The sequence below is a fragment of the Arthrobacter sp. FW306-2-2C-D06B genome (assembly GCF_021789175.1).
Taxonomy (GTDB): Bacteria; Actinomycetota; Actinomycetes; order Actinomycetales; family Micrococcaceae; genus Arthrobacter.
In genome coordinates, this window is record NZ_CP084560.1 from 298,197 (window position 1) to 316,904 (window position 18,708).

19 protein-coding genes and 3 tRNA genes are annotated in these 18,708 nt (G+C 64.6%); 18 read left to right on the top strand and 4 right to left on the bottom strand.

The window, feature by feature from the left end; genetic code table 11:
* Positions 1-99: 99 nt before the first annotated feature.
* Positions 100-756: a copper resistance CopC family protein gene (locus LFT47_RS01450; protein WP_236814420.1), complete on the top strand. Its 657-nt coding sequence runs from the start codon at positions 100-102 to the stop codon at positions 754-756.
* A 26-nt stretch (positions 757-782) separates the two neighbouring features.
* On the opposite strand, the gene LFT47_RS01455 is transcribed toward LFT47_RS01450, so the two are convergent.
* Complete coding sequence (locus LFT47_RS01455; RefSeq protein ID WP_236818251.1) at positions 783-1,403, bottom strand: FAD-dependent monooxygenase; 621 nt, start codon at positions 1,401-1,403, stop codon at positions 783-785.
* 396 nt (positions 1,404-1,799) lie between these two features.
* On the opposite strand from LFT47_RS01455, the gene LFT47_RS01460 reads away from it, so the two are divergent.
* Positions 1,800-2,849 carry a universal stress protein gene (locus LFT47_RS01460; RefSeq protein ID WP_236814423.1) on the top strand — a complete coding sequence of 350 codons (1,050 nt, stop codon included), beginning with the start codon at positions 1,800-1,802 and terminating at the stop codon, positions 2,847-2,849.
* Positions 2,850-2,888: 39 nt separating this feature from the next.
* Positions 2,889-5,642, top strand: coding sequence for a PEP/pyruvate-binding domain-containing protein (locus LFT47_RS01465; protein WP_236814425.1), 2,754 nt, complete (start codon positions 2,889-2,891; stop codon positions 5,640-5,642).
* Position 5,643: 1 nt separating this feature from the next.
* Here LFT47_RS01465 and LFT47_RS01470 read toward each other — a convergent pair whose 3' ends face one another.
* Positions 5,644-6,150: a metallopeptidase family protein gene (locus LFT47_RS01470; RefSeq protein WP_236814427.1), complete on the bottom strand. Its 507-nt coding sequence runs from the start codon at positions 6,148-6,150 to the stop codon at positions 5,644-5,646.
* Between the two features lie 174 nt (positions 6,151-6,324).
* On the opposite strand from LFT47_RS01470, the gene LFT47_RS01475 reads away from it, so the two are divergent.
* Together LFT47_RS01475 and LFT47_RS01480 are read left to right on the top strand one after the other, a co-directional pair.
* Complete coding sequence (locus LFT47_RS01475) at positions 6,325-7,377, top strand: LacI family DNA-binding transcriptional regulator (RefSeq protein WP_236814430.1); 1,053 nt, start codon at positions 6,325-6,327, stop codon at positions 7,375-7,377.
* Between the two features lie 29 nt (positions 7,378-7,406).
* Positions 7,407-8,327 (top strand): carbohydrate kinase family protein, encoded by a 921-nt coding sequence (locus tag LFT47_RS01480; protein ID WP_236814432.1) that lies wholly within the window; start codon positions 7,407-7,409, stop codon positions 8,325-8,327.
* Positions 8,328-8,397: 70 nt separating this feature from the next.
* Here LFT47_RS01480 and LFT47_RS01485 read toward each other — a convergent pair whose 3' ends face one another.
* A complete protein-coding gene (locus tag LFT47_RS01485; RefSeq protein WP_236814434.1) occupies positions 8,398-9,306 on the bottom strand; it encodes a DMT family transporter in 909 nt (302 codons plus the stop codon).
* Between the two features lie 252 nt (positions 9,307-9,558).
* Here LFT47_RS01485 and LFT47_RS01490 point away from each other — a divergent pair.
* From LFT47_RS01490 to LFT47_RS01530, 9 genes are all read left to right on the top strand, one after another.
* A tRNA-Glu gene (locus tag LFT47_RS01490) sits at positions 9,559-9,631 on the top strand.
* A 100-nt stretch (positions 9,632-9,731) separates the two neighbouring features.
* Positions 9,732-9,805: transfer RNA gene (locus LFT47_RS01495), tRNA-Asp, on the top strand.
* A 50-nt stretch (positions 9,806-9,855) separates the two neighbouring features.
* A tRNA-Phe gene (locus LFT47_RS01500) sits at positions 9,856-9,931 on the top strand.
* 201 nt (positions 9,932-10,132) lie between these two features.
* Complete coding sequence (locus tag LFT47_RS01505) at positions 10,133-10,606, top strand: Asp23/Gls24 family envelope stress response protein (RefSeq protein WP_236814436.1); 474 nt, start codon at positions 10,133-10,135, stop codon at positions 10,604-10,606.
* Positions 10,603-10,794 (top strand): DUF2273 domain-containing protein, encoded by a 192-nt coding sequence (locus tag LFT47_RS01510; RefSeq protein WP_059388473.1) that lies wholly within the window; start codon positions 10,603-10,605, stop codon positions 10,792-10,794. Before LFT47_RS01505 ends, LFT47_RS01510 begins: the two co-directional genes overlap by 4 nt.
* A complete protein-coding gene (locus tag LFT47_RS01515; RefSeq protein WP_236814438.1) occupies positions 10,791-11,174 on the top strand; it encodes a hypothetical protein in 384 nt (127 codons plus the stop codon). Before LFT47_RS01510 ends, LFT47_RS01515 begins: the two co-directional genes overlap by 4 nt.
* Positions 11,171-11,866: a DUF6286 domain-containing protein gene (locus LFT47_RS01520; protein ID WP_236814440.1), complete on the top strand. Its 696-nt coding sequence runs from the start codon at positions 11,171-11,173 to the stop codon at positions 11,864-11,866. The genes LFT47_RS01515 and LFT47_RS01520 overlap by 4 nt, the downstream gene beginning before the upstream one ends.
* Positions 11,863-12,474 (top strand): hypothetical protein, encoded by a 612-nt coding sequence (locus LFT47_RS01525; protein ID WP_236814442.1) that lies wholly within the window; start codon positions 11,863-11,865, stop codon positions 12,472-12,474. Before LFT47_RS01520 ends, LFT47_RS01525 begins: the two co-directional genes overlap by 4 nt.
* 197 nt (positions 12,475-12,671) lie before the next feature.
* Positions 12,672-12,977: a hypothetical protein gene (locus tag LFT47_RS01530; protein ID WP_236814444.1), complete on the top strand. Its 306-nt coding sequence runs from the start codon at positions 12,672-12,674 to the stop codon at positions 12,975-12,977.
* A 128-nt stretch (positions 12,978-13,105) separates the two neighbouring features.
* Here LFT47_RS01530 and LFT47_RS01535 read toward each other — a convergent pair whose 3' ends face one another.
* Complete coding sequence (locus tag LFT47_RS01535) at positions 13,106-15,001, bottom strand: glycoside hydrolase family 13 protein (RefSeq protein ID WP_442863425.1); 1,896 nt, start codon at positions 14,999-15,001, stop codon at positions 13,106-13,108.
* 86 nt (positions 15,002-15,087) lie between these two features.
* Between LFT47_RS01535 and LFT47_RS01540 the strand changes: the two genes are divergently transcribed.
* The 4 genes from LFT47_RS01540 (at position 15,088) to LFT47_RS01555 (ending at position 18,616) form a co-directional block, all read left to right on the top strand.
* Positions 15,088-16,368: an ABC transporter substrate-binding protein gene (locus LFT47_RS01540; protein ID WP_236814446.1), complete on the top strand. Its 1,281-nt coding sequence runs from the start codon at positions 15,088-15,090 to the stop codon at positions 16,366-16,368.
* 87 nt (positions 16,369-16,455) lie between these two features.
* Positions 16,456-17,475 (top strand): carbohydrate ABC transporter permease, encoded by a 1,020-nt coding sequence (locus tag LFT47_RS01545; protein ID WP_236814447.1) that lies wholly within the window; start codon positions 16,456-16,458, stop codon positions 17,473-17,475.
* Positions 17,472-18,347, top strand: a complete 876-nt coding sequence (locus LFT47_RS01550; RefSeq protein ID WP_236814449.1) for a carbohydrate ABC transporter permease — start codon at positions 17,472-17,474, stop codon at positions 18,345-18,347. The genes LFT47_RS01545 and LFT47_RS01550 overlap by 4 nt, the downstream gene beginning before the upstream one ends.
* Positions 18,344-18,616, top strand: a complete 273-nt coding sequence (locus tag LFT47_RS01555; protein ID WP_236814451.1) for a hypothetical protein — start codon at positions 18,344-18,346, stop codon at positions 18,614-18,616. The genes LFT47_RS01550 and LFT47_RS01555 overlap by 4 nt, the downstream gene beginning before the upstream one ends.
* The last annotated feature ends 92 nt before the right edge of the window (positions 18,617-18,708 follow it).

The window sequence follows — 18,708 nt, forward strand, 5'->3', positions numbered from 1 at the left end:
TCGGGGAAGTGTGCTCTCAAATCCTATGCCCGCGGCTTCGGCCCTCCCGCGAATTCGCCTAGTCTGTAAGGAATCCAACACCAAGGGAGTCATTCGCTTATGCGCCCTATCCGCCAGCTGCTGGCCGTCGTCGTCGCTTGCACCGCGGTGCTTTTCTCTGCCGCCCTGTTCTCAGCGGCACCCGCCTTCGCGCACGACACGGCCGAGTCGACCTCACCGGCCAACGGTTCAACGGTTGCCAGCGTCCCGGACTCCGTGTCCATCACGTTCAACAACCGGCCGCTCCTGCTCGGCTCGCAGATCCGGGTGAACGACGCCTCAGGCCAGAACTGGGCGGATGGTTCCGTCGAGATTGTGGACGCCGTGGTGTCGCAGAAGCTGAAGCCCGGCGCGCCTGCCGGCGCATTCACCGTCATCTGGCGGGTTGTCAGTTCGGATTCGCACCCCATCGAAGGCACCTTCACGTTCACCGCCAAGGCAGGAAGTACGACGGCGGGCAGCGGCTCCGCGAGCACCGCACCATCTGTCGAGGTGCCCACCGCCGGCACTGCCGCACCGGGTACGACCGCGACGCCGGAGAAGGTGCCCGATGCCTCCCAGCCGTTCCCCTGGAGCATTGTGGTCTTCGCTGTGGTGGCCGCAGGCTTGCTGGTCTTCCTGGGCATCACCGCACGACGGCGGCTGGCAGGCGGGGATCCCGGGGACGCTGACGGTTCGGGGGATGGCGAGGGGTCCGGGGACGACCAGGACTCGTAGCGCCGGGGTTTGTGCGCGGACTCTATCTAGGCCGAGACGGGAACTGCTGCAAAGGTGCCGGTGAGGGCCCCGTGGACGCTGTCCGGGTAGACCTTGGCGGATATCGCCTGGCCCACCACCTTGGCTTGGCGCAGGACTTCCTTCGGAGTGGGCGTGGCAAGTTCGCCGACGCCAACCAAGTACATCCCAATCGCGCGCATCGCTGCGACGAGGTTCTGGCCGATCGCGATGCCGAGCTCGGCAAGCATCCGCCGCAACTGGCTTTGTCCACAACGGGTGACAATGACGTGGTCGGCTAGGAGAACCCCGTTGGCTGTGTGGACGGCCCACTGGGTTCCCACGGCGGCTTCGTCCATGCGGTCGAGCCGGACGGCTCGCGTGGTGCTCCGCACATCGAGCGCGTGGCTGGCTGCGTAAATGCGCAGGTGCCGCAGAATTTCGCTGCGCTCCTGGAGGCACGCGGCGTCCGCGGCGTCACAGCGCTGCAGGATGCCGGTGTTGAGCGGCTGCAAGGGTGCGGGGACATACATTCCGTCCACCACGATGGCGTCTACGCCGTAACGGCTGAGTTCGCTGGCCACGGCCAAGCCGGGCATGCCGGCACCGATGACCACAGCAGTGGTGCGCTCCGTACTCGCAGCAGGCATGGTTGACACAGCTTGGCTCCTCTTTGAAGGTGCGTTGCCGAGGCAACACCGGGGTGGCGTCCGGGTCCCCAAGCGGTCGCGAATGATGGCCGTTGATGTGTTGAAAAACACGATCCCCGGTCACCAGTGACTCGAACATTACAGAAGAAATCGCGTGGTGGATAGCCCCGGCACCGGCATGTCCGCCGATGCGTTTTTCGTGCCACGATCCGGCAGATTTCCGTGCCCTCCTGCGCGTTTCCACATACGCTTCTTCCGGCTTGATTCGGCCCTTGCAAACGAGAATAGTGAGCATTGGAGACCGCAACTCACGGCAGTCAAGCGAGAAACACGTTGTGGGCGCGGCCTCTGGCAGAATAGCCGCAACATCAGCAGCAGTGCGAGGAGGCAGGCCCCATGGACCAGCACGGCAAACACTCTGAGAGCCATAGACCAGAGACCGAAGGCAACAGGGAGGAACCATCCATTGCCCCGGGCGGGATTGTGGTGGGCGTTGACGGCAGCGAACACGGCCAATGCGCCCTCATTTGGGCCGCTCGCGAGGCCGAACGCAGGCAGCTTCCCCTGCATGTAGTCACGGCTTACTCCGTGCCCATCTTCGCGGCTTCCGGCCTGGACGGCGGCTATGCAACAGTGGATGACTCCGTGATCCGGGACGGCGCCGAAGCAATCGTCAAGCAGGCCCTCGAGAAGGTTTCCGGCTACGCCATCGACGTTGATGGATCGGTGGAGAACGGAGATGCCTCCGGCGTGCTGCTCGATCTGTCCGAAACGGCCGAGCTCCTTGTCTTCGGCACCCGGGGACGCGGAGGGTTCGTAGGCAGGCTCCTGGGCTCCGTGAGCAGTGCCCTGCCGGCGCACTCCAAGTGCCCCACCGTGACAGTCCCGCTCTTCTGCGCGGACCGATTGGGGGAAACCACAGAGGACAAGCACATCAAGGCCGAGCGCGCGAAGGCCGGTTCACGCGTGATCGAAAACGTCGTCGCAGTCGGCGTGGACGGCTCCGAACAGGCCCGCGTTGCCGTCTTGGAAGCCGCAGAGCAGGCCGAACGCATGGGCGCAAAGCTGCGCGTCATCTGCGCCGTACCCGAGTACAGCGGTTCCTTGGCGTGGGTTCCGGCGCCCCTGGACCGCGAGGCACTCTTCAAGGACATCAGGGTACAGCTCGATGCAGGCCTGGCGTGGCTCAAGAGCCATTTCCCCAACCTTCCAGCGGAAACTCAACTAGTTGATGGTTCGCCCGTGGAAGTTCTCGTGGAAGTGAGCCGCAGCGTCGAACTCGTGGTGCTGGGCACGCGCGGGCGGGGAGGCTTCGCAGGAATGCTCCTCGGATCGACGTCGGATGGAGTCCTCCACCATGCCAAAGGGCCCGTGCTGGTTGTTCCCGACCGCGAGGACCCCAGGCTGGCGGACCGCGCCAACTTCGGTCCGATGCTCGCCGCATAACAGGCAAACCCAAGGACCGGTGGACGCAGGCTGACGGCAATGGTGGAGCACGCACAGCCCGGTGAGGCATCGCGCTTGATCGTCGAGCTGCGCCGGATCCGGGCAACCATGCTTCCTGAGGTCGGCGGCAAGGCTGCCAATCTCGGCGAGCTGATCTGGGCGGGACTTCCGGTCCCGCCCGGGTTTTGCCTGACCACCGGGGCTTACCAGCGCGCGCTTCAGCCCGATGGCAGCTCCGAGTCGGCGCTCCCGGACATTCTCCGTGGCCTTGAGGCCGTGGAACCCGGCGACCTTGAGGGGCTCGCTTCCCTCGCGGCCCGCGCCAGGGAAGCGGTGCTCGACGCCGGGATCCCGGCCGACGTCGAAGACGCCGTCCGCTCGGCCTACTCCGCGCTGGGCTCGGATGTCCCGGTGGCCGTCAGGTCCTCTGCCACGGCGGAGGACCTGCCCTTTGCGAGTTTCGCGGGCCAGCAGGACACCTACCTGAACGTCGTGGGGGCCGACGCCGTGCTGCAGGCCGTCCGCAAGTGCTGGGCGTCCCTGTGGACGGACCGGGCGGTCAGCTACCGCGCAAGCAACGGGATCGACCACGCCGCGGTGACGCTCGCCGTCGTCGTACAACGGATGGTGGACGCTGAAACTGCAGGGGTGCTGTTCACCGCCAATCCGGTGACCGGGAGGCGCCGCGAGGCGGTGATCGACGCCAACCCCGGGCTCGGTGAGGCCGTGGTGTCCGGCGCGGTGAATCCGGACCATTTTGTGGTGGATTCCCTCACCGGCAGGATCACGGAACGAAGGATCGGCGACCGGAAGCTGGTGATTCGCTCCATTCCCGGCGGCGGGACCGAACGATTCGGCCCGGCGGCGCAGGCCAACGACGGAACGGCCGGGGACGCCTGCCTTGCCGATTCCCAGATCAGGGCGCTCGCTGCCCTTGGCCAGCGGGTCGAGGAGCATTACGGAGCACCGCAGGACACTGAATGGGCCATCGACGGCGAGGGCAAACTGTGGCTCACCCAAGCCCGGCCCATCACCACGCTCTACCCCCAAATGACCCGCCAACCCGCAGTCCCCGGGCCCCATGCGTACCTTTGTTTCAGCCTCGCCCAAGGACTCATCCGTCCCCTGACTCCCATGGGCCTCGCGGGCATCCGGCTTATGGGCTCCTCGGTAGCCGACGCGGCGGGATTCCGGGTTCCCGAACCGCGGGACGGGCCTTCGCCCTACTACGAGGCAGGGCAGCGGATCTATTTCGACCTCACTTCGGTGTTCCGGAGCAAAGCCGGGCGGGCGATCGTGCCCAGGATCTTCGACGTCATGGAATCACGTTCGGCGGCCATCATGCGCGGCCTGTTCGAGGACCCGCGTTTCGCTGTCACCAGCAAGACGCCCCTCAAACTGCTCAGGCACGTTGCCCCGATCGTGGTCCGCTTCCGCCTTCCGGAGATCCTGCTGCGCGCCCTCTTTCGGCCGGACGTTGCCCTCGACAAGGTGGAACGGCTGGGCGGGAAACTGAAGGCCATACATGAAGTCCCCTCCGATGCCACTCCCCGCAAAAAGCTGGACAACGCCGAGCGGATACTTCGCGAGGGATTGTTCCCCATCCTGCCCAATATCCTGCCTCCGGTAGCGCTTGGCTTCGCGATGATCGGGGTGGTCCGGAAGATACTTGGCGAGCAGGCCTCCTGGGGTGAGCTTCAAACCATCATCCGCGGCTTGCCCAACAACGTCACCACCGAAATGGACCTTGCCCTGTGGCGGCTCTCGGCCAGCATCCGCGACGATCCCGCCTCCGCGGAGGCCTTCACCCGCGGCGATCTCGCTGCGCTCGCGGAGCGCTACCACGGCGGCGGGCTTCCGGTCGTCGCGCAGGCAGGATTGGCCTCGTTCCTGCGCGACTACGGGCACCGGGCCATCGCGGAAATCGACCTGGGCATGCCCCGCTGGTCCGACGATCCCACCCACATCATCGGAGTCCTGGTCAATTACCTTCGCCTCGACGATCCCCGATTGGCGCCGGACAAACAGTTCGAAAAAGCTGCCCACGACGCCGAGGAACAAGTCGCCGTGCTCGTGGCCCGTGCACGGTCCAAGAGTCTGTTGCACGCGAGGATCGTGAAAATGGCCCTTGAGCGGACACGCATGTTTGCGGGACTGCGTGAGCTTCCCAAGTTCCACCTCGTGCGGGGCTTCGCCGCTGTCCGCGCCCGGCTTTCGGAAGTAGGGGAGGCCTTGGCGGACGCGGGAGTCATCGATGACGCCGGCGACGTCTTCTTCCTGGATTTCAATGATGCCCGCCGTGGCTTGGACGGCAAGGACTTCCACGATCTGGTAGCGCAGCGGCGCGAGGCCTACGAGCTTGAACTCAAGCGGCGGCACGTCCCACGTGTGCTGCTCTCCGACGGCACCGAGCCGGAAGCCCTGCCCGGGTTCCTGCGCGGCGGGACGGGGGCACCGGCGTCGGGCGGCGCATTGCCGGACGGCATGCTGCTGGGAACCCCGGCTTCCGCGGGAACAGTGACGGCAGTGGCCAGGGTGATCATGGACCCGGTGGGCGCGCATCTCGAACCCGGCGAAATCCTGGTGGCGCCCTCCACCGATCCCGGCTGGACGCCCCTGTTCCTGACTGCCGGGGGACTCGTGATGGAGATGGGCGGGCCCAACTCACACGGCGCCGTCGTGGCCCGTGAGTACGGGATTCCCGCAGTCGTGGGCGTCCCGGATGCCACGTCCCGGATCGGTTCTGGCGACACGATCACAGTGGACGGCGCCGCAGGGACGGTGGCTGTCTAGCCTATCCCCAGCCGAGCTCGTGCAAGCGGTCGTCGCCGATGCCGAAGTGGTGGGCGATCTCGTGGATCACGGTGATGGCCACCTCGTCGATGACTTCCTGGCGGGATCCGCAGATATCCAGGATCGGCTGCCGGAAAATGGTGATCCGGTCAGGGAGGGAACCGGCATCCCACCAAGAGTCCCGTTCCGTCAACGGCACACCCTCATACAGGCCCAGAAGTACGGTGTCCGGGTCCTCTCCAGGCTGCGGGGTGTAGTCGTCTTCGATGAAGATGGCGACGTTGTCCATGGCCCGGGCCGCTTTGTCCGGGATGAGGAGCAAGGCATCGCTGACGGCGGCCTCGAAGTCTTCCGGGGACATCGCGAATGGAACGGTATTGAACTCCACAGCACCAGCGCTAGCGCCAGGGCTACTGCCAGCACCAGGGAGCCGGGAGGAAATGGTCTGGCCGCCAGGGGTATCGCCGTCGGGAACAATCGGCAGGCCGGGAGGCAAATTCGCGGGCATGATCCGACTCTAGTCCGTGGGGCGGTCGTTGACGCCGGATGTCGTGGCAGCTAGAGTTTTCCGGGCTGGTAATTCGTATAACCCGGCTCCAGGTTAGGCCCGGCAAGCCGTACGGATCCGGTGTAAGCACCCCAGCGCATTCAACAGAAACGCATCCAAGAGACAGGCCAGCCCATGACCCGCCCCGGCAGCCGCTACGGCACGACGATGAACGACGTCGCTGCCGCGGCCGGTGTTTCCCAGGCCACGGTTTCCCTGGTGCTCAACGACGCCGCGGGAACCAGGTTCTCGGAGGAAACCCGGCGCAGGGTCCATGCCGCCGCCCATGAACTCGGATACCGGACCAACGCCCACGCCAAGGTGCTCCGCGACGGAGTGGCGGGCATGATCGGCTTCGTGGGCGACTTCGTGGCCACAGCGCCATTCGCGGGCAAGATCATCGAGGGCGCCCAAGCCCGGGCCTGGGAGGCCGGGTTGCTTCTCCTGACCGTCAACACCGGCGGTGACAAGGCCCTCGAGGCCGCTTCGCTGGAGACCATGCTGTCCTACAAGGTGGCCGGAGTGGTCTACGCCGCCATGTACCACCGGATACTCGACGTGCCGGACGTCCTGGCGGAGGTGCCCGCCGTCGTGCTCAATTCGCGCGACCGTTCCGGGCGTTTTCCGAGCATCGCTCCCGAAGAGGAGCTGGGAGGGTACACCGCCGCCAAACGGCTGCTGGACGCGGGCCACCGGCGTGTCGCGATGATCAACATCGGTGCGGTGGACGGTGAGCTTCCCGCCGCCGTCGGACGCTATGCCGGCTATCTCCGGGCACTCAAGGAGGCTGGCGTGCACCCGGACCCCGGGCTCCACCGCATCGGCGACGGTCATGAATCGGGGGGTTTCGACAATGCCCTCGCACTCATGACCGGTCCGCAGCCACCCACTGCCATCTTCTGCGCGAACGACCGCACCGCCTGGGGCACCTACCAAGCGCTGGCCCAACTCGGATTGTCCATCCCGCACGACGTGTCGCTGGTGGGTTTCGACAACCAGGAAACGCTCGCCCCGCACTTGCGGCCCGGGCTGACCACCCTGGAACTGCCCTTCCTTGAGATGGGCCGCCGCGCCGTCGAGCTGCTGCTGGGCGGCGCGGATCGTGACGGCAGTACCGAATACTTTGAATGTCCCCTCGTCGAACGCGATTCCGTGTCGGCGCCGCCGAAAACCACTAGCAGTCACTGAAAATCCCCCAACCAACGAACAGGAAACGCATGAACCACTCGCCCCTTGCGTCCGAGCCGCTCGACGTCGTCGTGGTCGGCGAAGCGCTCATCGACATCGTCAACTCGCCCGAAGGGCAGACCGAATACCCCGGCGGCTCGCCCGCGAACGTCGCCTACGGCCTCGGGCGGCTCGACGTGAAGGCCGGGCTGCTGACCGCTGTCGGGCGTGATTCCCGCGGTGAGTCCATCGCGGCCCACTTGGCAAGCGCCGGTGTGGTTGTCCTGCCGGGCTCGCAATCGCTCGCGAAGACCGCGACGGCGACGGCGGAGATCGCCGCGGACGGTTCGGCCGAGTACACCTTCGACATCGAGTGGAAGCTGGGTCCAGCCGCACTGCCTTACGCCCCGAAGGTCCTCCACACGGGCTCGATCGCGACGTTCCTCGAGCCCGGCGCCGGCGTCGTCAGGACCCTCCTGGAGCAGGCCCAAGGCGGGTGCATCGTCACGTACGACCCCAACATCCGCACCGATCTCCTGGGCAGCCACGGCGAGGCACTCCGCATTTTCGAGGACCTCGTACCGCTGACCAGCGTCGTGAAGCTCAGCGACGACGACGCGTTGTGGCTCTACCCGGGCAAGTCCCTGGAAGAGACCGCCAGGCACATCCTGGGCCTCGGTGCAGGCCTGGCAGTCGTCACGCGAGGCGCCCAAGGCTCCTTGATGGCGACGCCGCACACCCAGCTGACGGTTCCCGCGGTGACCTCGGTGGTGGCGGACACCATCGGCGCCGGCGATTCGTATATGTCGGCACTGATCCTCGGGCTGCTGTTGCGCGGCAGCCAAGGGCTTGCGCCCACGGTCCTCGAACGCATCGGGCAGACCGCCTCCATGGCCGCGTCCATTACCGTGGGGCGCCCGGGAGCCAACCCGCCCACGCACCGCGAGCTTCTCGCCGGGATGGCGAGGTAGCGACGGCGGGGCTCGATGGCGGCGCGGGCACCTTGGCGCCGGGCTTCCGGCTTGCTGGCGGGAGGCGATGCTAGCGGGACCGGCGCCGCGTCAACCCGACGCCTACGAGGCAGATGACGCCGCCCACAAGGCCCCAGAGGGTGGGGATCTCCTTGAGTACCGCCCAGGAGATCAGAATCGTGGCGCCCGGAACCAGGTACGTCGTGGCGGCGAGTTTCCCGGCTTCGATAAGGGACAGTGCATAGGCCCACGTGGTGAAAGCGATGGCCGTGGGGAAGATCCCCAGGTACACCAAGCCAAGAGTGGCCGGAAGGGGTGCGGCCTGCACTTCGGCCACCAGCTGGCCCGCCCACGGCAGGCAGCACACGGCCCCCACCATGATGCCGAACCAGGTGGCCTGTGCCGCGGAGAACTTGCGGAGCACGGGCTTCTGGACAATCACGCTCACCGCGGCGAGCACAGCGGCAAGGAGGCACAACAGCACTCCCGCGACATCCGCCGTCGAGCGCTGTCCCGAACCGAGCGCGATGAGCGCAACGCCGCCGAACGCCACGAGGCTGCCGATAATCAACCAGCGCGGAAAGCCTTCTTTCAGAATGACGCCGGCGAGGACGGCGATCAGGATCGGCGAGACGTTGATGAGCATGGCGCTGGTTCCGGCATCGAGCATGTGCTCGGCGGCGTTCAGGGCCAGGTTGTAACCCGCGAACCACATGACACCGTAGGCCAGGATGGGCAGCCATTCGCGCCCTTCGGGCCAGCGCTTGAGCCTGGGCAAGGCGACAATACCGAGCGCGACGGCGGCAACCACCAGCCGTCCGAGCGACAAGGAGCCGGGGGAGAAGCTGGATCCCACGGCCCGGATGCCCACGAAGGCGGATGCCCAGAGGACAACGGTGACGATGACGGCGGCGATGCCGAGCTTACTGATGGTCCGGGAGGGGGTGGTCGCCGGAGAGATTGGGGTGCTTGTGGCCATGATGCCAATCTAGCCCGGGATGGGCTTGACGGACTGGCGGAATTCGGACGTCTTCCAACAAGAAACCGCCAACTCTGACGCGGCAGATTTGAACGCCGGTTTGAGTTCCTGGTTTGAGCCTCGTTTCCGTTCCACAGCGCGCGATTTGGGAATATCCCCGACTATGCTCTAAAGTTTTAGAGTCCAGTTCGGACGAGCGAGAAGCGGTAAACGCAGAGCGTTGTTGACCGTCGCGAATTCGGATTGTTCCAGGCCCCCATCGTCTAGCGGCCTAGGACACCGCCCTTTCACGGCGGCGGCACGGGTTCGAATCCCGTTGGGGGTACGCAAGGAACTGGTCAAGTCGGGCTGAAAAGTCTGGTAGGCTGGAAGCCTTGAAAAAAGCGGTAGAGATACCGCAATCGTAGTAGAGATACTACAAGCAAGGCCCTGTAGCGCAGTTGGTTAGCGCGCCGCCCTGTCACGGCGGAGGTCGCGGGTTCAAGTCCCGTCAGGGTCGCTCTGATTGCCGGAAGAAATTCCGGCAATCATGGTGACATTGTCACCTAAGGCTCTGTAGCTCAGTTGGTAGAGCGTTCGACTGAAAATCGAAAGGTCACCGGATCGACGCCGGTCGGAGCCACCACTGGGAAGCGTCAGTTCTTCGGAACTGGCGCTTTTCTTCATTTAACCTGCAGTTGAAAAGCCCGGGTTATTCGGTTTGTGCCCAAGAGCAGGACATTTCCGTGCACGCGCATCTTGTTTCTGCCTGCGACGGATTCTGCTCTTGTCTCCGCCTTGTCTTGGCCAAGCGCTAGGGTGGTACTCAAGAGAAGGGGAGGGCTAAATGGACCAGCAGGAAAGCTACACCGCGCCTGAACCGGAAGCCGTTGGGGCTCCGGTATCCGAGGACCGGCAAACGGTGGCAGGAAGTGGCCGCACAGTGATCTCCGATTCCGCTGTCGCCAAGGTTGCCGGCATTGCCGCCAGGGCTGTTCCGGGCGTCTATTCCCTCGGCTCGGCTCCGTCACGCGCCCTCGGAGCCATCCGCGATGCCGTCGGCAGCCAGGACCATGCTGCGGGTGTCCGCGCCGAGGTCGGAGAAACGCAAGTGGCCGTGGACCTCAATCTGGTGGCCGTCTACGGATACCCTTTGCATGATGTCGCCAACCAGGTCCGCGCGGCCGTCTATCGCGCCGTCGAATCGTTGGTGGGCCTTGAAGTCATTGAGGTCAACGTTGAAATCAACGACGTGTACGTTGCTCCTCCAGCCAAAGCCGGAATAAGAGGCGCATTATCGGAAAGGGAGCCACTCCAGTGAACTTGACCGTTGTCGGAATCGGGATCGGCGCCTTCGTGGCGTTCATGGCCTTCCAATTCGGGCTGTGGGGTTTCATCATCGCCCTTCTCTTCATGGGCATCGGTGCACTTCTGGGCCGCGCCGCGGACGGAAAGCTTGACCTGCGCAGCGTGCTGGATGCCCTCACCGGCCGCCGCTCGTCGTCATGAGTTCCACGGCTGAGGCTGTGCAGCCGGCCATCTCCCTGGCTGGCCACAACCGAATCAGCACCCAGGCCCTCACCACTTTGGCCCAGGCGGCCGCCGCGGAAGCGCTTGGCGTCTCGGCGCAGGATGTTCGTGCCGAATGGTCGGACGACGACGGCCTCCTGGCGCTCTCGATTGCCGCCCCGATCCGTGTGCCCTCGCTGACGGAAGTCCTCAGGGACCCCTCGCGGGTAGAAGGGTACGGTGGAACGGTCTGGGACCGGGCCGTCGCTGCCAAGACGGCCATCCTTGAGCGTGTCACGCAGCTGAGTGGTTCCACCCTGAGCCGCGTGGATATCCGGATCAGCGGCGCACGCGTCAGCGAAGGAGCCCGCGTCAAATGAGCCACGCCCAGACCCCGCACGCCCGGCGTAGCCACCCGGACACTGCGCTCGCCCCGACGGAGGACCGCGACACCTCAAGCGTCCAGACACCCGGGACCCCGGACGTCGGCGACCGGATCGACGTCGGCCTCCAGCGCATCCTGAAGCGCGAAACCCGTTCGTCGCGTGCGGGAATGGCCGGGCTTGCCGCGGCCCTAGTGATCGCCGCCTGCGTCTACGCCCTCCTCGAGTCCGCTTTGCGCGCTATTGGCCAACCACCGTGGCTCATCGATCCGCAAACGGCTGCCGAACGGCTCACGGCCCTGCCCGGAGGTGTCTCGCCCTTGTTGCTCGGTTCCCTCGGCGGCGTCGTGGCCATGGTCGGCCTGATCTTCTTCTTGAATGCGGTCCTGCCTGGCCGAAAGTCCCGTCACTTGCTGGAGGATCCCCGCGCCGGAGTGGTGGTGGATGACGAGGTCATCGCTTCGGCACTGGCCCGGGCTGCCCGTACGGCAGCGAATGTCACCCAGGAGCAAGTCATGGTGGTGGTTTCGCAGCGGCTGGTTGTGGTCAACGTCCGGCCCACCTCGGGGGTGCCCTTGCACGAGGAACGGATCCTAGCCGCCGTCGAGGATGAACTTCGAAAGATGGCCCCTTCGCCCATGCCTTCAGTCCGGGTCAATGTCGCTACGTCCGGGGTGATCGGGGCATGAACGGCACTCCGCACGTCCTTAACCGCATCCTGATCGGCATCCTTGGCCTGAAGCTGCTGGCCATCGGCATTCTCCTGATGCTGCTCGCCACCGTTCCCGCCGTGGGAAGTTGGTGGCAAGGCTGGTCCGCCGGGCTCTGGGAACACGCCAAGTACCTCTCCGAGCAGACCCGCATTCCAGGTCGGGAGGAAAGCTGGCTCTGGGTTGCCGCAGCCGCGGTGCTCGTGGTGCTGATCGTGCTCATGGTGGCCTGGGTATCGCAGCAGGGCAAAGGCCGCGCCAACCTCATCGTGTCGGAGTATGACGACGCCCGGACACCCGGCGACGTCAACATCGGCGGGAACCTTGCAGAGCAGGCGCTCAAGGCGGCCCTCGCAGAACGCACGGATCTCGCGGGCGTGACGGTCGCAACCTACGAAGTCAACGGTCGTCCCGGGCTCAGGGTCAGGGTCCAGCCCCGTCAGGGCGTTTCCCCGCACCTGCTGGCCGCGGACGTCTCCCGGCTGGTGGAGGCGCTGGACGTGGTGGTCGGACGCAGGACTCCCGTTTTGATTCATATCGGAGCAGGCGCGCGGACCCGGTTCAGCAAGGCCGAGCGCGTTCGTTGAACTGACGCCAACCCCTGTTAATCGGATGGCCACGTTTCCTCCCAGGCGTTTTGCGTTGCAGAGGTGTCCGTGTGGGCCATAGTTTGAAGGGTAGGGGGAACTCTTCCCTTTGGTTGGGCTTGCCCGGCCGGCACCGGACCTAGGTCCGAGTCAAGCCGATGGACCAAAAAACCTGGGCCAGGAACAAGGAGAAAACCATGAGCGAAGAAGTCAACAACATCAAGCAAACCGCCGAAGCCGCGGCTGAACAGGCCAAGCACGTCGCAGGCGATGCCGCGGAGCACGTCAAGGAATTCGCCGGCGAGGCGGTCGGTAACGCGAAAGAATTCGCAGGCGACGCCGCTGAGCACGTCAAGGAGTTCCTCTCGGGTGACGTGGCTGAGAAAGCCAAGGACCTCGCGGGCGATGTTGCCGGGAACGCCAAGGAAATCGCGGGCGACGTGGCCGAGAACGCCAAGGGCCTCGGCTCCAAGATCGCCGGTTTCTTCAAGGGCGGCAAGTAGGCTCCTCGCCATGACGGCGCCTTCCTGACCCTCTTTGGCCACAGAACGGGGCCGACACGCAGCAAGTTGTGCGTGTCGGCCCCGTTTTCGCGCCAAAGCGTGCCAAAGAAGGTCGGGAAGGGAAGCCCCTACTTCTCCACGAGGTACGCCCCGCTGTCCGGGACAATCGAAGCCCCGCCCGAGCCGCCGTCGCTGGAGAGCTCCACCCGGAACGCGGCCGGCACCGGGAGGGCAGCATTTCCCATGTTGACCACTACCAACACGTCCCGGTTGTGGAAGGCCAGGACTCCGTTGGCGGGATCGTGCTCCTCAGCCCACTGGAACGTGCCCGAACCCAAGCCGTGCGAGCGGCGGAATGCCAGGACAGAGCGGTATAGCTCGAGGGTGGAGCCCCCGACGCCGGCCTGGACGTCCGCCGCCAGCTCGCCGAACGCTTCGGGCTGGGGCAGCCAGGGCGCCGCGGGTGCTATGCCGGCAGCACCGGCGCCGCCCGGACCAGCCGATGGATCCGAGAATCCGAAGCCGGGCTCGGCGGATTTCCAGGGCAGCGGCACGCGGCACCCATCGCGGCCGCGCTCCACGCCCTTGGTACGGAAGAAAGATGGGTCCTGGCGCGCCTCGGCCGGCAGGGACGTGTGCTCCGGCAGGCCGAGTTCCTCACCCTGGTACAGATAGGCTGAGCCGGGCAGGGCGAAGGACACCATGGAGGCGGCCCTTGCCCGCGCCAGGCCTAGAACGGCGCCGGGTTGTTCGTCTTCCGCTGCGATTCCCTTGGGGAAGGTGGTGGGATCCGCCAGTCCGAAGCGGCTGGGGTGCCGGACAGTGTCGTGGTTGCTCAGGACCCAGGTGGAGGGTGCCCCGACGGATCCCGCCGCGTCCAGCGAAGATTCGATTGCCTCAGCCATGCGCTCCGCGTCCCAGCCTGCCAAGAGGAAATCAAAGTTGAACGCCTGTTGCATTTCATCCTTGCGGACGTACCGGGCCAGCCGCTCCGCAGGCTCCACCCAGGCCTCGGCAACCAGCATGCGGTCGCCGTCGTATTCGGCGAGGACTCGGTTCCATTCGCGATAGATCTCGTGGACGCCGTCCTGGTCGAAAAAAGGCGACGGCGGGTCCAGGGGCGGCTTGACCTTGTGCTCGACGGCGGTCGCGACGGCTGCCGAGCTCCCGGCCGGAGGGACAACGTGAAGCCTGGCGGTGTGCGGTTCGACGGCTTCGCTGTGGGCGCCAGGCGCGGACAGACCACCTTCGACCATGGCGGCAGAGCCTTCCCAGTCCGGCAAGCCGGCTTCTTTGACCAGGCCGTGGGCAACATCCACCCGGAAGCCGTCAACTCCGCGGTCCAGCCAGAAGCGCAGCACCGAACGCATCTCTGCGTGGACTTCCGGGTTCTCCCAGTTGAGATCGGGCTGTTTCGTATCGAAAAGGTGCAGGTACCACTCTCCGGGAGTGCCGTCGTCGTTCGTTAGCCGCGTCCACGCAGGCCCGCCGAAGATGGATTTCCAATTGTTCGGGGCCAAAGCCCCGTCCCCGGAACCCGGTCTGGAGTCTTTGCCCGGGTGGAAGATGTAGCGCTCGCGTTCGGGGGAGCCGGGGGCGGCGGCGAGGGCTTCGCGGAACCAGGCGTGCTCGTCCGAGGTGTGATTGGGCACGAGGTCGACGATCACCTTGATGCCCAGGCTGTGTGCCTTCTCCAACATGGCGTCGAAGTCATCCAACGTGCCGAAGAGGGGATCGACGACCCGGTAGTCCGCCACGTCGTATCCGGCATCAGCCTGCGGCGACTTGTAGAACGGGGAGAGCCACACGGCATCCACGCCCAACGATTGGAGATAAGGCAGTTTCGCGGTGACCCCGGCAAGGTCACCCATTCCGTCGCCGTTGGCGTCGGCGAACGAGCGCGGATAAATCTGGTAGACGACGGCGCTTGCCCACCACGCGGAATTGCTGGAACCGGGGGTTGGGATCGGGGAGTGCGGCACTGGATTCCTCTCGATGACATATTTTTGTGTAAACGCTTGCATTACTACCCGGAAGCTTACTAATGTGAGGCTCACCACATCAACCGCACTGCGGAAATACCTGGTCCACTCACTGAGGAGTTCCCAGCATGAACACACGCAAGTACCTTTTGCCGGCCGCTGTTGCCGGCGTGCTAGCCATGTCCCTGTCCGCCTGTGGTGGCGGCGGTGGCGGCGGCACAGCCTCAAGCGGCGGAGATGCCGCAGCGAACCTCGACGGACGCGGTCCAATCACCTACGTCCAGGGCAAGGACAACAGCAACGTCGTCCGCCCGCTCGTCGATAAGTGGAATGCGGCGCACCCGGACCAGAAGGTCACTTTCAAGGAGCAATCCGACCAGGCGGACCAGCAGCACGATGACCTCGTGCAGCACTTCCAGTCAAAGGATGCCAACTACGACGTGGTTGACGTCGACGTCGTCTGGACGGCTGAGTTTGCCGCTAAGGGTTGGCTGCAGCCGCTCTCGGACAAGATGAGCATCGATACCTCCAAGATGCTGCCGGCCACAGTCAAGACGGCAACGTACAACAACACCCTTTTCGCCGCACCGCAGACCTCGGACGGCGGCATTCTCTTCTACCGCAAGGACTTAGTGCCCACCCCGCCCAAGACCTGGGACGAGATGATGAGCATGTGCTCCATCGCGAAGCAGAACAGCATCGACTGCTACGCGGGACAGTTCGCCAAGTACGAAGGCCTCACGGTGAACGCGGCTGAAGCCATCAACACGGCAGGTGGCACGATCGTCGGAGACGACGGCAAATCGAGCGTGAACTCCACGTCGGCCAAGGCAGGCCTTAACAATCTGGTGACCGCCTACAAGAACGGAAACATCCCGACGCAGGGCGTCACCTACCAGGAAGAACAGGGCAGGCAGTCCTTCGAAGACGGCAAACTCCTCTTCCTGCGCAACTGGCCTTACGTCTACAACCTCGCCAAGACGGACGGCTCATCCAAGGTGAAGGACACCTTCGGCATGGCTCCGCTCCCGGGTAAGAGCGGCCCTGGCGCTTCATCCCTCGGCGGACACAACCTTGCGGTCAGCGTCTACTCGCAGCACAAGGCCACGGCCAAGGACTTCCTGACCTTCATGACCAGCGAAGAGACCGAGAAGTTCTACGCAACGCAAGGATCGCTGGCCCCGGTGCTGAGTTCCTTGTACGACGATCCGGCGCTGGTCACGCAGCTGCCGTACCTTCCGGTGCTGAAGACCTCGATTTCGAATGCCGTGCCGCGTCCGGTCACACCGTTCTACCCTGCCGTCACCAAGGCCATCCAGGACAACGCCTACGCTGCCATCAAGGGCGACAAGTCTGTCGATCAGGCTTTGAAGGATATGGACACGGCCATCAACTCGGCCAGCCAATAGCGACACTTCCAGTGAACCTCGGGCGGCCGGCGCATAAGGCGGACGGCCGCCCGGGGGGCACATTATCAATTTCCGGAAGGAGGGGAAATGTCCACCCTTGCGCAGCCTAAGCGGGCGCCAGAGACACCAAGCCCCAAAACCAAAAAAGTTCAAAAAGAAGTAGGACAGGACCGGGCAGCCACGTCCCAAGGCCGGTGGGCGTTCTGGTTGATTTCCCCCGCCTTGGTGCTGCTCGCCGTCGTGATCGTATACCCGGTGGTCAACGCTATTATCATGGCGTTCCAGAAGGACCAGGGCCTTGACCCGGCAACCAAGCTCTTCGTCCAGGGTGGACCCGCGGGCTTCGATAACTTTGTCCACTGGTTGGCCCAACAATGTGGCCCCGCTGCCTGTGCTCCTGGCACTCTTGGTTCCCAGTTCTGGAGCGCCGTTGGAACGACGTTCTTCTTCACTGTGGTCACGGTGGTCCTGGAGACTGTCCTCGGGTTCTGGATGGCCGTGATCATGGCGAGGACGTTCCGCGGTCGCAGCGCCCTTCGCGCTGCTGTCCTGGTTCCGTGGGCCATTCCAACGGCCGTTACCGCGAAGCTGTGGTTCTTCATCTTCGCCTTCGACGGCATCGCCAACAAGCTCTTTGGCACGGCGATCCTGTGGACAGGCAGCGAATGGCCGGCGCGCTGGGCAATCATCATTTCCGACGTCTGGAAGACGACGCCGTTCATGGCCCTGCTGATTTTGGCTGGACTCCAGATCATCCCGGCGGAAGTGTACGAAGCCGCGAAGGTCGACGGCGCCTCGGCATGGCAGCGTTTCACCCAGATCACTCTGCCGCTGGTGAAGCCTGCGCTCATGGTGGCTGTCCTGTTCCGTGTCCTTGACGCATTGCGCATGTATGACCTCCCGGCCATCATGACCCAGGGCTCGAACAACACCACAACGTTGTCCATCCTGGTGGTTGAACAGATCCGTCAAGGATTCAACTCAGCAGCCGCCCTGTCCACCATCACGTTCCTCATCATCTTCCTCGTCGCGTTCATCTTCGTTCGCTTCCTGGGAGCCAACGCGGTCGCCTCAGCCACACCCAAGACCAAGGGGCAGGAAAAATGACAGCCGTGAGCATTGACGCCGCGCCCAAGACAGCCGCCCGACGGCGGGAACGCTTGGCGAGCAGTCGCACGTACATCAGCGCAGCGCTCATCTTCATCTGGTGCCTGATTCCCTTCTACTGGATGATCGTGACCGCGTTCCGCGACGTTGGATATACCTTCGACTCGACTCCGTTCTTCACCCACTTCACCTGGGACAACTTCACGACGGTGTTCTCGGAGAACCTGGGCAACCACTTCGGCCGGAACCTCCTGAACTCGCTCTTGGTAGCAGGGGTAACCACTGTGGTCGCGCTGCTTTTCGGGGTATTCGCGGCGTACGCCTTGTCCAGGCTTGAATTCCGCTTCAAGTTCCTGGTCCTCGGCTTTGTCCTCGGAGCGTCGATGTTCCCGGGCGTGGCCTTGGTGACGCCGCTGTTCCAGCTGTTCACGAACATCGGCTGGTACGGCACATATCAGGCGCTGATCATTCCGAACATCTCGTTTGTGCTCCCTTTGACGGTTTACACCTTGACCTCCTTCTTCCGGGAAATGCCTTGGGAGCTGGAGGAATCGGCTCGAATTGATGGCTGCACGCAGGGCCAGGCATTCCGCAAGGTGATCATGCCGCTTGCTGCGCCGGCTGTTTTCACCACGGCAATCCTGGCGTTCATCGCTTCGTGGAACGAGTTCCTCATCGCGAGCCAGCTGTCCAATGAGCAAACCAAGACCGTTACGGTGGCTATCGCCTACTTTGCCGGCGCACAGGCCCACCAGGAGCCGTACACCGCCGTCATGGCGGCTGGAACGGTTGTGACGATTCCCTTGGTGATCCTTGTGCTGGTCTTCCAGCGCAAGATCGTGGCGGGCCTGACAGCCGGCGCCGTCAAATGACGCATACTCCGGATTCGGCCGGCCCGTCCCTCGGCGGGCCGGCCAAGGAGCAGCACTCGCGAGTGAAATCGGCGGAAGATTTCGACCTCGTGATCGGTTTTCTCGGCTTTTGGGCCTTGGTCCTGCTGGTCATCACCGTCGCCGCCGAGCTCACGGCCCAGCCCGCATTGGGCTGGGCCCTGGGCCTGCTGGCAGTGCTGCTGGCACTGTGGGGGATGCTCCGGCTTCGCCGGCGGCTCCCAGCACGGACATCCAGGCGCATCACGTGAGCAGCCAGCCGAAATAAGTAGCGCGGAATCGGCGGAGGACAACCAGGCGGAATACGCTGGTTATCTGCCGTCTGGGAAGGAACCCCCGGCTT